We start from the raw sequence: 11,376 nt of genomic DNA, 5'->3' as shown, positions 1-11,376 counted from the left end.
TCATACCGAAACAGACGCACAGCGGCGGCAAAAGGTTGAGTCCGCGGTTCAGTTCGTGTGGTGGGGCCCGTCCGGTCCGATCCAACTGACCCATCGGTACGGCGTGTTCCCTGTGTCGGTGGACGTACCGTTCCCGGTGGTCCAGATGATCCACCGCGATGTCCCGGGAATCTGAGCGGTCTCCAGGGCCGCGCCGGTCACGCCGGAGCGTGGGGTACCGGTGACGTCGCGGATCGGGCCGTTGACCGTCCAGAGCTGCTCGAAGCGGTAGGTCGTTGTTCCGCCCGACGAGGACCCGCTGGCCCCACCGAGATCGTCACACTGCCCGTTTGTCATGGGGGCTTGCGATGAGCCGGCGTCCTCGTCGATGCCGCACAGGGCGCTCTTCGTGAACTCCCAGTACGTCGCTGTGCGGCCGCCGGTCGACATGGTCACGGTCTTCGCGGCCTCACCGGTCGAGGAGCGCAGAGCCCCCGAGGTGGTGCGCCACCACGAGAACCCCGCATCCGAGGCAGGCACGGTTGCCCCGAGCCAGAAGACGCCTGCCGTGCTTCCGTCGGGCATGGTCAGCCCGCTTCCTTCCGAATATCCGCCGTCGGCGAACACTTCCTGTGCCTCCCGCACGTCAGCCGGCAGCGGACGGACCACCAGCGACTGCCCACGATCGGTGGTCATCGATCCACCGTCCGAGAGCTGCGCGACCAGAGGCAGGAGCACCTGCTGGGTGCCTTCAACGCGACTCAAACGCAGGACTCCGTCCCGAGTGCTCACCGCATAGAGCGTCTCCGGTGTCATGCCCGACCCGTCACTCGAGGTGACCGGGATCGCCGTGGACCGCACCTGGCCGAGCGGCAAGCCGTCACTGCGCCGGAAGAAGCTTGCTCGCAGCGAATCGGTCTGGAACGAGGAGTTGTTCTGCGTAGCGGTCTGCGCCGGCAGTGGCCGCGGCGTGCTCTCCTGGCCCCCCACCACACCGACCGTGATCGCGACAGCGGCGGCCGTGGCGACACCGGCCGTCGCCAGACCGGCGAACCGGCGGCGTCGGCGTACCACGTCCCGTTTGGCGGCGTTCAGCACCGATCCAGGGGACAGGCTCATCGCGGGTGCGGGCGTCTCTCGCAGCAGCTCTTCCACGTCGATGCTCATGACTGTCCCTCCAACGCCGGGTCGAGTTGCGTTCGCAACCGGGCCAATCCGCGGGATCCGGCGCTCTTGACCGTTCCGACCCCGATGCCGAGCAGGTCGGCAACCTGGATCTCCGACAGGTCCGCGTAGTGCCGCAGCACGACAACATCGCGCTCGCGGCGGGGCAGCGTGTTCAGGGCGCTGATCAACGCCCGACGCGCATCGACCTGCTCCTGGGCGATCGTCGAGCCCGTTTCGGGGACATCATCGGACACCACTTCGAGCCGGGTTGCGCGCCAGCGGTCGGTGTTCAGGTTGACCAGTGTCTTGCGGGCGTAAGACCACGGTTGCCCGTTCATCGAGCGCCACTTGCGGTAGACCCGCACATAGGTCTCCTGCACCAGGTCCTCCGCGCGATGCGGATCACCGCACAGCAGCCACGCGGTGTGCAACAGGGAGGACGAACTGGCGGCGACAAAGGCCGTGAACGCAGCGTCGTCGCGCCCGCTCATCCCCGCCTCCCGAAATCTGTCATACCGGTACCTACGTCATAGCCGGTCAAAAGGTTGTGTGACAGTGAGGCATGACTTTCTCCATCGTGGCGCGGGACGCGGCGACCGGTGATCTCGGGGTCGCGGTGGCCTCGAAGTTTCTCGCCGTCGGTGCCGCGGTCCCGGCCGCCCGCTTCGGGGTAGGCGCGATCGCCACGCAGGCACTGTGCAACACCCTCTACAAGCGTGACGGTCTGGACCGCCTGGCCGAAGGCCTGAGCGCACCGGAAGCGCTCGCCGCGATCACCGCCGCGGACGAACGCCGCGAAGAGCGCCAGGCGGGCATGGTCGACGCCAGCGGCGGCAGTGCCACCTTCACCGGCAGCGGCGCATTGCCGTGGGCGGGTGGCCGCACCGCGCCGAACGTCGCGATCCAGGGCAACATCCTCACCGGGCCGGACGTGGTCGACGCGATGTACGACAAGTGGCAGGCCACCGACGACCTCCCGTTGGCGCAGCGCCTGGTGCGCTCCCTGGAAGCAGGCGACGTCGCGGGCGGGGACTCCCGGGGCCGGCAGTCCGCGGCGCTGCTCGTGGTGTCGGCCACCGGCAGTTACACCCCCGGCGACGACGTGATCTACGACTTGCGCGTCGATGACCACGTCGCGCCGATCCCCGAATTGAAGCGCTTGCTGCAGATCCATGACCTCCTGTTCGGTGAGTCCGAGGAGTTGCTGCCGCTGGAGGGGAGTTGGCCACGGAGGTCGCGAACCGCCTGGCCGCGTTGGGTTTCGGTGATCTGGACACCTGGGCCGGCGTCGAGAACCTGGAACTGCGACTGCACCCCGGCCAGATCGACGTGATCGTGCTGGGCCAGTTGCGAGCAGCCACTGCGTCGATCGGCTGAAAGGCGCTATCAGCCGGTGGCCGCTACCCGAATTGCACTGCAGCGCTAGGGATACGTCAGTGCCGGAAGGTCGCCAGCACGTCCTGCTCGGTCTGCTGGTAGGACGAGCCGGCCCGGCCCAGCGCCCCGGAGATGTTCTCCAGGGTACGGCGCACGTTCTCCTGCTGACCCTCCCACTCGTGCTGCAGCGCCGCGTACTGACCGGATGCGGAACCGGTCCACGTCCCCTGCAGGACCTCCAACTTGCGCCGCATGGCGCCCATGGCGTCCTGGATCTGGCCGGCGATGAGGTTGAGGTCGCTGCTGTGCCGGGCGATCTCGGTGGTGTTGACGGCGAAGGTGTTGCTCATGGAATCGTCCCCCTGGTGACGATGGGCCCACCGGATGTGAGCGCGATACGTCGACGTTAGGCGCGTCGCAGGGCTCGAAAAACGTTGTCCACAGGGAAATTCAGTCGCGCAGGATGCCGAGAAGCGCGCGGGCCACGCCGGTCATGTATCCCGATCGCGGATGGTAGCTGGAGCCGTCGTCGCCGGCGACACTCGCGCCGTTGAACCACGGTTGCGCCGCGCACGCGGTGTGCGATGCGGTCACCGGACGAAGGTCGAGAAAGGTCGAACCAGTCTGTGCCGCAGCGTTTTCGATCGCACCGTCCAACTGGGAAAGGGTGGCGTTGACCCACTGCGCGTCACCCTCCGTGATCGGCCACCGCGCGGGGCACTGTGCGCCGTCGGGAAGGACCTGCGGGTAGCCCAACAGCACGATCTGCGCTCCGGGAGCGGTCGCCTTGACCGAGCGCACGGCGGACACGAGTGACGCGGTCACGGACGGAATCTGATCGACCGCATTCGGCGAGGCGGCAAGGACGGCGTCCTTGCACGGCGCCGCGGAGGTCGACACCGCGGCGTAATGGCTGCATCCGACGAGGGTCCCGAAGAGGTCGTTGTCGTTGACGCCCAGGGCGATCGTGACCAACCGGGTGTCGCCGGTGAGGCCGTCGATCTGGGGTGCGGCGGTCTGGCCCTGGGCTTCCTGCGGCGCCACGACATTCCCGGTGCGCGCGCCGTTGCACGACCGGTCGGCGAGGACCATCCCGAGGGCCTGGGCCACCTGCCGGGGGTAGTTGTCGGCGGCCTGCGCGCAGAACGACGCCGGCGAGGGTTGGGTGGCTGCTGTTCCCGTGCCCGCCGTGTAGGAATCGCCGAAGCTGACCATGCGCGCCCCGGCAAAGCGACCCACCGACCCCTGGGCGGTGGGCCCGGCCGCCGGCTGGGTTGACGGGTCTGCGGGCGGCGTCGTCGTGGAGGAGGGCGGCGCCGTGGAGGAAGTCGTCGCCGGCCCGGTGGTCGTTCCCGTACAAGCCGCGAGCCCGACGATCGTGGCCGCCGCGGCAAGGCGGGTAAGGCGGCGGGCAGCTGTTCTCACGGTCCTCACCCCACCACACGGACCGTGTGAGACGGACCACAATGGGCCCTTACTGCGCAGTAGGATCGCGGCTATGTCCGATCCCCAGGTCGCCGTCAGCGCATCGGCGCTGGTGAAGGAGTACGGCACGGGGGAGTCTGCGACGCGGGCTCTCGACGGCATCGACGTACAGATCTTCCAAAGGCAGTTCACCGCGATCATGGGCCCGTCCGGCTCCGGTAAATCCACCTTGCTGCACTGCCTGGCAGCCCTCGACGGCCCGACGTCGGGCGAAGTCCGTTTCGGCACCGACGACCTGGCCCGCCTGAGCGACAACAAACTCACCCGCCTGCGACGGGAGCGGGTCGGATTCATCTTCCAGGGTTTCAACCTCGTGCCCACGCTCACCGCGCGAGAAAACATCCTGCTCCCCCTGGCGATGGCCGGCCGCAAACCGGACACGCACTGGTTCGATCAGATCATCGACGCTGTCGGGTTGGCGGACCGGTTGCACCATCGCCCGGCCCAGCTGTCCGGCGGTCAACAGCAGCGGGTCGCCTGCGCGCGAGCGCTGGTCGCGCGCCCCGAGGTGATCTTCGCGGATGAACCCACCGGAAATCTCGACTCCGTCGCCGGCGGCCAGGTCCTCGGCCTGCTGCGCCAGGCGGTGGACGACTTCGGCCAGACCGTTGTCATGGTGACGCACGACGCGGCGGCGGCCGGTCACACCGACCGGGTGGTGTTCCTGTCCGACGGCCGCATCGTGGGTGAGATGGGCCATCCGACCGCGGCCGGTGTCCTGGAGCGGATGAAGGACCTGGAAGCCGGTTTCGGTCAGACGGTGCTGGTCGCCGCACAAGGATCGGAACGGGCCGGGATCTGACTTGGTCACCGCTGCACTGCGCAGCCTGCTCGCCCGCCGGGCGCGGCTGGCCATGTCACTGTTCGCCGTCCTGCTGGGCGTCTGCTTCGCCTTCGGCTCGCTGATCTTCATCAGCACCCTCGAGCGGGCCTTCTCCGCGGTGCAGTCGGGCACGGTGAGCGACGTCGTGGTCCGGCAGGCGGGTGTGCGCTCGGGCCAGGGGAGGTGAAGGGTTCGCTGATCGCTCGCGTCGAAGCGGTGCCGGGCGTCGCGCAGGTCGAGGGCCAGATCCTGCGGAACGGCGTCTACCTGCTCGGCCGCAACGGTGAGGCCCTCGGTGCCGTCAATCTGCCGGGGAGCGCGACGAACTACCACAGCGGCCACGCCATCAACGGTCTCCCTGGCCTGGTGGTCCTGGCCGGCCGCGCACCCGCCAACGCCGACGAGGTGGCGATCGATCCCAAGGCAGCCGCCGAGGGGGATACCGGATCGGCGACACGGTCACCATCGTGACCACCGGGGATTCGCCGCTATCGGCCAAGAAGTTGGTCGGGCTGGTGACCTACGGCGCGGGCGGCATGCCGGGTGCGACGCTCGTGACGATGGACACTGCGACCGCGCAGAAGTTGTTCACCTCCGGCGGCGATGTGTTCCAGCAGTTGTGGGTGGTCGCCGACCCCGGCGTGAGCCCCTCGACGCTGCGCGACCGGGTCAACGCCGTACTGCCCGCGGGTGTCCAGGCGCTGACCGGTGGCGAGGCTGCCGAAGTGGATGCCGGAACCATCAACAAGGCGCTGCGTTTCGTAACGGCAGCATTGTGGGTCTTCGCGGCGACCTCGTTGCTGGCCGGCGGGTTCCTGATCGCCAACACCTTCGCGATGTTGATCACCCAGCGCGCCCGTGAGCTGGCCCTGTTGCGGGCCCTGGGGGCCAGCAAGGCGCAGATCCGGCGGACGGTGCTCCTGGAGGCCCTGGTGATAGGGGTCGTCGGTACGGCGGGTGGACTCCTTGCCGGGTACGTCCTGGCGCGCGTCATCCGGCACCTGTTCAGCCGGTTCGGGTACGACCTGTCGGCCACCCCCTGGTCGTGCCGTGGAGCGGTGCGGCCACCGCGGCCGCCCTCGGGGTGGCGGTCACGCTCGTGGCCGCCTATCTCCCGGCGCGCCGGGCCAGCTCCATGTCACCGGCGGCCGCGCTGCGGGAGGACCCGACATCAGCCGAGCGCACGCTGTGGCCGCGCACCGTGCTGGGGGTCGGCGTTCTCGCGCTGGCCGCGCTCACCCTGGCGCCCCCCGTGCGGGCTCGGGCATCGGCCAATCTGCTCCTCACGGTGGCCATGGTCCTGGTCCTGGTGGGCGTGGCGATGCTGACTCCCGTCCTCGCTCACCCGGTGATCCGGCTGGCCTCGTGGGCGGCTCGTGTCGTGTGGGGCAGCGTGGCGCGCCTGGCGGGAATCAACGCGCTGCGCAATCCGCGGCGTACCGGCGCCACCGCCACTGCGCTGATGATGGGTACGGCGCTGGTGGCCATGATGGGGGTATTCGCGGCTTCCGCCCGGGCAAGCGTCGATGAGCTGGTCGACACGACCTTCCGCAGCGACTACATCGTGTCGGCGCCGTACGGTGCGCCGTTCTCGCACACGTTCGCCGACCGCATCGAGAAGGTGCCCGGGGTGCAGGACGTAGCCCGGATCCGGCAGGGCGGCGCGGTCCTCACTGCGCCGGGCGGTCAGCCGACCGCCATCACCCTGGGCGCGACCAACCCCGCATCGTTCCTGCACCTGGTGAACCTGCATTTCGACTCCGGGAAGGCGACCGACTGGCACGGCGCGAGCGTGGTCGTATCGCAGGACTTCGCCGAGGCCCAGCATCTGCGGGTAGGGCAGGACGTGGCCATCGATTTCCTCGGAACGCCCCATCGCGTCAAGGTCGCCGGCATCCTGAACCAGAGCCCGCTGGCCCTGGTCGATGTGATCACCACCCTGCAGCAGTTCACTGCGATGGGAGGCGGATCGGAGGACCGGTTGGTGTTGGTGTCACGGGCGCCCGGTGCCGACGCCGCTACCGTCCGGGCCGGTATCACGGCGGCGCTCGCCGGCAACGCGGTGGTCACTGCGAAGAGCGAGGACGAGTTCGCCGCCGAACAACGCGAACCCATTGACCAACTGCTCAGGGTGATCTACGCGCTGCTCGCGCTGACGACCCTCATCGCGATCCTGGGCATCCTCAACACGCTGATCCTGTCGGTGGCCGAGCGCAGCCGCGAGATCGGTCTGCTGCGCGCAGTGGCCATGAGCCGCAGGCAGGTTCGACGGATGGTCCGGCTGGAGGCGATGGCCGTGTGCATCCTGGGCGCCGCGGTCGGTCTGAGCACGGGCGTCCTCCTCGGTTGGCTGCTGCAGCGCTCGCAGGCCGATCGGGGCATCAACGTGCTGGACATCCCCTGGCTGCAACTGCTGGCCTGCCTGGTGATCGCAGTGGTGGCCGGGGTTCTGGCCGCCTGGTGGCCGGCCCGACGGGCGGCCGCATTGCCCCCGCTGGCCGCGATCGCGACGGAGTAGCGCCGGCCCGAGCAGGAAATAGGTGCGGGCGCCCCGCGGCGATGCGGGAGCAGTGCTCGACCGCGACCGCCACGAGGCGCCCGGCTGGACGTTCCGGCCCCGTCACAAGCCGTACGTCCGGGGAGAGTCTTGCGACGCGGAGGAAGGGTGTGCCGCAAGACCCTCGCCACGACGTGCCTAGGAGGATGCCTCCTTGAGCGTCGCCGTGACGTCCATCTTCTGACCGCCGCGGTAGACGGTCAGAGTGACCTTGTCCCCGACCTTCTGGGCCCGCACGAAGCCGACCAGACCATCGGAGGAGGTGACCGCCGCACCGTTGAAGGCGGTGATGACGTCACCCTCTTTCAGCCCGGCGTCCGCCGCCGCGCTCCCGGACACCACATCGCCCACTTTGGCCCCCGCCAACGTGGCTCCGCCGGTCGTGACCGAGCCGTTGTTTGCGCTGATCCCCAACTGCGCGTGCACTGCCTTGCCGTTGCTGATCAGCTGGTCCGTGACGTTCTTGACCACGGTCTGGGGAATAGCAAACCCGATGCCGATGGAACCGGACTGAGAAGACCCTGAGCTTCCACCGAGAGTCGCGATCGAGGAGTTGATCCCGATGAGTTCACCGGCCTCGTTGACCAACGCACCGCCGGAGTTGCCGGGGTTGATCGCGGCACTGGTCTGGATCGCGTTGGTGTAGACCGCGTTGCTCGCGGTCTGCTGGCCGAACTGGTCCTGGGAGTCGGCCGACTCCGTGGTCACCGGCCGGTTCAGCGCGCTGACGATGCCGCTGGTGACGGTGCCGGACAGCCCGAGCGGGTTGCCGATCGCCATCACGGGCTGGCCGACGACGACCTTGCTCACGTCGCCGAAGGCGATCGGCTGCAGGTCGCTGGGCGGGTCGGTCAGCTTGACGACGGCCAGGTCGGTGCTCGGGTCGGTGCCGACAATCGTGGCCTTATAGGTGGAATTGTCGTTCAGTGTCACGGTGATCGTGTCGCCGTTGGTGCTGTCGCTGTCGAGGGTGACCACGTGGTTGTTGGTGACGATGTGGCCCTCCTTGTCCAGGATCACCCCGGAGCCCTCACCGCCGGACTGGCCGTTGGTCACGGTGATCGACACGACGCTCGGGGAGACCTTGGCCGCCGTGGTCACCCAACTGCGCACTTCCTGGCCGCTGTCGGTGACCGTGACGTTGGTGCTGGTCACACCGCCGGAGGACGAGCCCACGGCGGAGGAGTTCGAGCCGTGGCTGAGTGCATAGGTCGACCCGCTGGCCAGGGCCGCAGCCACGATGGCGGCCAGGGGTACGGCGATCCAGGGTGCCTTGCGCGACGACCGGTTCGTGGTGGTCGTGGTGGTCGTGGTGGCGGGTTCGCCTGTACCCGCGTAGGCGTACTGCCCACTCTGTGAAGGGTATTGACCACCCTGCGGCGCATACTGGCCGGTCTGCGAGGGGTACTGGCTCCCGGCGTACGACGGGTAGCCCGACGGCGCCGCGTAGGAACCCTGCTGGGGCGCGTACGAACCCTGCTGGGGCGCGTAGGAACCCTGCGGCTGCTGGCCCACCGGCACCCCCTGGGTGTGCTCGCCCTGTCCGTAGATCGGCTGGGTGTTGTCGACGGGTGCCGCCCCGGCGTCGTTGCCTTCGGGTCGGTACTGGTCGTTGCTCACGGGGGCTCTCCCTCACGTTGACGGTCGTGTTCTGGTCCCAATTAGGCCGAATCGAGTTAGGCGACCCGTACGCCCTAGCTGTGCGAATCCTGTGCAGGTCGGTCGGGCGAGGCGGCCACCCCGTCATCGTAGGGATGCTCCGTCCCGGCAGGTCCCCCCGCGCTCTCACAGCGGGCGGGCAAGGTGACGGTGAAGGTTGCCCCCGGCCCCGGCGTCGTCCCGGTGACGCGCACCGTGCCGTCGTGGGCGGTGACGATCGCATCGACGATCGCCAGGCCGAGGCCGCTGCCGCCGTCGGCGCTGTTGCGGGAGGAGTCGGCGCGATAGAACCGTTCGAAGATGCGCTCGCGGGCCTCCTCGGGCACGCCCGGGCCGTGGTCGACGACCCGGACGACTGCAGAGCCCTCGTCGCCACCGACCTGGACCTCGAGCGGGCTGCCGGACGGGGTGTAGCGCAGCGCATTGTTGACCAAGTTGTTCAGGACCTGTCGCAGGCTGGACTCGTCGCCGCTCACCGGTGTGGGAGCGAGCGGGCCGTCCTCACCGATCAGGCGGATGCTGCGATCGGGCGCGACGGCCAGCGCGTCCTGGACGGCATCGGCGGCCAGGACCGTCAGGTCGACGGGGTCGCGCCGGGGCGCCGGCTGGCCGTGCCGGGACTCGCGGTTGTCGAAGCGGGTGAGCAGGAGAAGGTCGTCCACCATGGCGGCCATCCGGGTGGCCTCGCCCTCGATGCGGCCCATCGCGGAGTGCACGTCACCCGGGCCGATGGCCCCTTGGCGGTACAACTCGGCGTAGCCGCGGACGGTCGCGAGCGGCGTACGTAACTCGTGGGAGGCGTCCGCGACGAAGCGGCGCATGCGGTCCTCGGAGCGTTGCTGCAGGGCGAAGGACTGCTCGATCCGCGACAGCATCACGTTCAGGGAGTGCGACAGGCTCGCCACCTCGTCACGGGTCTCGATCTCGGGTACCCGCCGGGCCAGATCGCCGTCCGCGATCGCGCGGGCGGTGTCTTCGATACGGCGCAGCGGTGCCATGGCGCGCCGGACCGCGAACCAGCCGAGGACCCCGCCCACCAGGACCACGCCGAAGGTGCCCACCGCGACCACGATGATCAGACGCTCGACGATGTCGTTCACCCGCGACATCGGGACCGCGACCGCATAGTGGGTCGTTCCGTCGGCGGCGCTGCCCGACACGACACGCCACTTCTCGCTGCCGTCCACCGACTTCACGGTGACCGGGGTGCCGGGCCGGCGATCCGAAAGGCCTTGCAGGTCCGGCGGATTCGAGTTGGCCAGACTGGTTTGCAGGGTGGAGCCCTCATAGGTCACCGACACGACGTAGGTGCTGGAGGGCACCAGCGACTTCAAGGTGTCGGTACTGATCTCGCGCTGGTTGTCCAGGGCGGTGGTCAGCGTGGCGCCGATGAGGTTGGCCTCGGCCTGCAGCTCGGAGTCCTGCCGCTGCATCAGGAAGGACCGCAGTTGCAGGGTCGCCGTCAGACCGACGCCGATGGTCGCAATCGTCAGGAAGGCGACCAGGAGGGCGGTCAGGCGGGCGCGCAGCGGCATAACGGTAGGTCTACTAGACGCTGACCGGTGCGGTCAGCCGCAGGGTCGACTCAGTCGCGCGGGGCGCGCAGGACGTAGCCGACACCGCGTTTGGTGTGGATCAGCGGCGGTAGGCCGTCGATGTCGATCTTGCGGCGCAAGTAGGAGATGTAGCTCTCCACGATGCCGGCCTCGCCGCGGAAGTCGTAGTCCCAGACGTGATCGAGAATCTGTGCCTTCGACACCACCCGGCCGTTGTTGAGCATCAGGTAGCGCAACAGTTTGAACTCGGTCGGTGAGACGTCGATGATGCCTCCCGCGCGGCGCACGTCGTGGGAGTCCTCGTCCAGCTCCAGATCGGCGACGGTGATGACCGACTGGCCGTCGTCGTTCTGCTGCGAGCGGCGCAGGACGGCGCGGATACGGGCCACGACCTCTTCCAGGCTGAACGGTTTGGTCACGTAGTCGTCGCCGCCGACGGTCAGTCCCTTGACCTTGTCCTCGACCGCGTCACGCGCCGTCAGGAAGACGATCGGCAACTCGTGGCCGCCGCCGCGCAGCTTGCGGGTCACGTCGAACCCGTCCATGTCCGGCAGCATCACGTCAAGGACCGCAAGGTCGATGGGGTGTTGTTCGAACAGCCGCAGGGCGTCACCGCCGTTGGCTGCCGTGTGCACCTCGAAACCTGCGAACTTCAGGCTGGTCGCAAGCAGTTCACGGATGTTGGTCTCGTCTTCCACCACGAGCAGGCGGGCCTCGGGAGCGTCCATGGATCCAGGGTGAACCCTTTTGCTGGAAGTTTCCTGAACGTTTGG

At 68.7% G+C, this 11,376-nt stretch carries 13 protein-coding genes; 6 read left to right on the top strand and 7 right to left on the bottom strand.

Going from position 1 to position 11,376, the window contains the following annotated elements; translation table 11 throughout:
- Positions 1 to 48: 48 nt before the first annotated feature.
- Positions 49 to 1,146, bottom strand: coding sequence for a hypothetical protein (locus ACFQBT_RS15790; RefSeq protein WP_377824112.1), 1,098 nt, complete (start codon positions 1,144 to 1,146; stop codon positions 49 to 51).
- A complete protein-coding gene (locus tag ACFQBT_RS15785; RefSeq protein ID WP_377824110.1) occupies positions 1,143 to 1,637 on the bottom strand; it encodes a SigE family RNA polymerase sigma factor in 495 nt (164 codons plus the stop codon). The genes ACFQBT_RS15790 and ACFQBT_RS15785 overlap by 4 nt, the downstream gene beginning before the upstream one ends.
- Before the next feature lie 71 nt (positions 1,638 to 1,708).
- Here ACFQBT_RS15785 and ACFQBT_RS15780 point away from each other — a divergent pair, with 71 nt between their 5' ends.
- Positions 1,709 to 2,479 carry a DUF1028 domain-containing protein gene (locus ACFQBT_RS15780; protein ID WP_377824108.1) on the top strand — a complete coding sequence of 257 codons (771 nt, stop codon included), beginning with the start codon at positions 1,709 to 1,711 and terminating at the stop codon, positions 2,477 to 2,479.
- A gap of 100 nt (positions 2,480 to 2,579) precedes the next feature.
- Here the strand turns inward: ACFQBT_RS15780 and ACFQBT_RS15775 are convergent, their stop codons facing one another.
- Positions 2,580 to 2,873, bottom strand: a complete 294-nt coding sequence (locus ACFQBT_RS15775) for a WXG100 family type VII secretion target (RefSeq protein WP_291523524.1) — start codon at positions 2,871 to 2,873, stop codon at positions 2,580 to 2,582.
- Positions 2,874 to 2,973: 100 nt separating this feature from the next.
- A complete protein-coding gene (locus ACFQBT_RS15770; protein WP_377824105.1) occupies positions 2,974 to 3,948 on the bottom strand; it encodes an SGNH/GDSL hydrolase family protein in 975 nt (324 codons plus the stop codon).
- A 73-nt stretch (positions 3,949 to 4,021) separates the two neighbouring features.
- Here ACFQBT_RS15770 and ACFQBT_RS15765 point away from each other — a divergent pair, with 73 nt between their 5' ends.
- The 5 genes from ACFQBT_RS15765 to ACFQBT_RS15745 are packed head-to-tail and all read left to right on the top strand — an operon-like array spanning position 4,022 to position 7,349.
- Positions 4,022 to 4,810, top strand: coding sequence for an ABC transporter ATP-binding protein (locus tag ACFQBT_RS15765; RefSeq protein WP_377824103.1), 789 nt, complete (start codon positions 4,022 to 4,024; stop codon positions 4,808 to 4,810).
- A 1-nt stretch (position 4,811) separates the two neighbouring features.
- Entirely contained in the window at positions 4,812 to 5,018 is a 207-nt protein-coding gene (locus tag ACFQBT_RS15760; protein ID WP_377824101.1) for a hypothetical protein, read from the top strand.
- On the top strand, positions 5,015 to 5,302 hold the full coding sequence (locus ACFQBT_RS15755; protein WP_377824099.1) for a hypothetical protein: 288 nt from the start codon (positions 5,015 to 5,017) through the stop codon (positions 5,300 to 5,302). Before ACFQBT_RS15760 ends, ACFQBT_RS15755 begins: the two co-directional genes overlap by 4 nt.
- Positions 5,299 to 6,159, top strand: coding sequence for an ABC transporter permease (locus tag ACFQBT_RS15750; protein WP_377824097.1), 861 nt, complete (start codon positions 5,299 to 5,301; stop codon positions 6,157 to 6,159). Before ACFQBT_RS15755 ends, ACFQBT_RS15750 begins: the two co-directional genes overlap by 4 nt.
- On the top strand, positions 6,084 to 7,349 hold the full coding sequence (locus tag ACFQBT_RS15745; protein WP_377824095.1) for an FtsX-like permease family protein: 1,266 nt from the start codon (positions 6,084 to 6,086) through the stop codon (positions 7,347 to 7,349). Before ACFQBT_RS15750 ends, ACFQBT_RS15745 begins: the two co-directional genes overlap by 76 nt.
- 177 nt (positions 7,350 to 7,526) lie before the next feature.
- Here the strand turns inward: ACFQBT_RS15745 and ACFQBT_RS15740 are convergent, their stop codons facing one another.
- From ACFQBT_RS15740 to ACFQBT_RS15730, 3 genes are all read right to left on the bottom strand, one after another.
- Positions 7,527 to 9,008, bottom strand: a complete 1,482-nt coding sequence (locus ACFQBT_RS15740; RefSeq protein WP_377824093.1) for a trypsin-like peptidase domain-containing protein — start codon at positions 9,006 to 9,008, stop codon at positions 7,527 to 7,529.
- Between the two features lie 74 nt (positions 9,009 to 9,082).
- Complete coding sequence (locus ACFQBT_RS15735; protein ID WP_377824091.1) at positions 9,083 to 10,582, bottom strand: sensor histidine kinase; 1,500 nt, start codon at positions 10,580 to 10,582, stop codon at positions 9,083 to 9,085.
- Positions 10,583 to 10,632: 50 nt separating this feature from the next.
- Positions 10,633 to 11,331, bottom strand: a complete 699-nt coding sequence (locus ACFQBT_RS15730; protein WP_377824089.1) for a response regulator transcription factor — start codon at positions 11,329 to 11,331, stop codon at positions 10,633 to 10,635.
- Positions 11,332 to 11,376 lie beyond the last annotated feature (45 nt).

The sequence above is a fragment of the Branchiibius cervicis genome (assembly GCF_042661605.1).
GTDB classification, from domain to species: Bacteria; Actinomycetota; Actinomycetes; order Actinomycetales; family Dermatophilaceae; genus Branchiibius; species Branchiibius cervicis.
The sequence above is the reverse complement of the archived record's forward strand: the minus strand, read 5'-3'. Positions and strand labels throughout refer to the sequence as shown.

Bases quoted from the DNA above. Each gene is read 5' to 3' on its own strand.
- ACFQBT_RS15790 (WP_377824112.1), bottom strand. From the start codon at position 1,146: ATGAGCATCGACGTGGAAGAGCTGCTGCGAGAGACGCCCGCACCCGCG.
- ACFQBT_RS15785 (WP_377824110.1), bottom strand. From the start codon at position 1,637: ATGAGCGGGCGCGACGACGCTGCGTTCACGGCCTTTGTCGCCGCCAGT.
- ACFQBT_RS15780 (WP_377824108.1), top strand. From the start codon at position 1,709: ATGACTTTCTCCATCGTGGCGCGGGACGCGGCGACCGGTGATCTCGGG.
- ACFQBT_RS15775 (WP_291523524.1), bottom strand. From the start codon at position 2,873: ATGAGCAACACCTTCGCCGTCAACACCACCGAGATCGCCCGGCACAGC.
- ACFQBT_RS15765 (WP_377824103.1), top strand. From the start codon at position 4,022: ATGTCCGATCCCCAGGTCGCCGTCAGCGCATCGGCGCTGGTGAAGGAG.
- ACFQBT_RS15735 (WP_377824091.1), bottom strand. From the start codon at position 10,582: ATGCCGCTGCGCGCCCGCCTGACCGCCCTCCTGGTCGCCTTCCTGACG.
- ACFQBT_RS15730 (WP_377824089.1), bottom strand. From the start codon at position 11,331: ATGGACGCTCCCGAGGCCCGCCTGCTCGTGGTGGAAGACGAGACCAAC.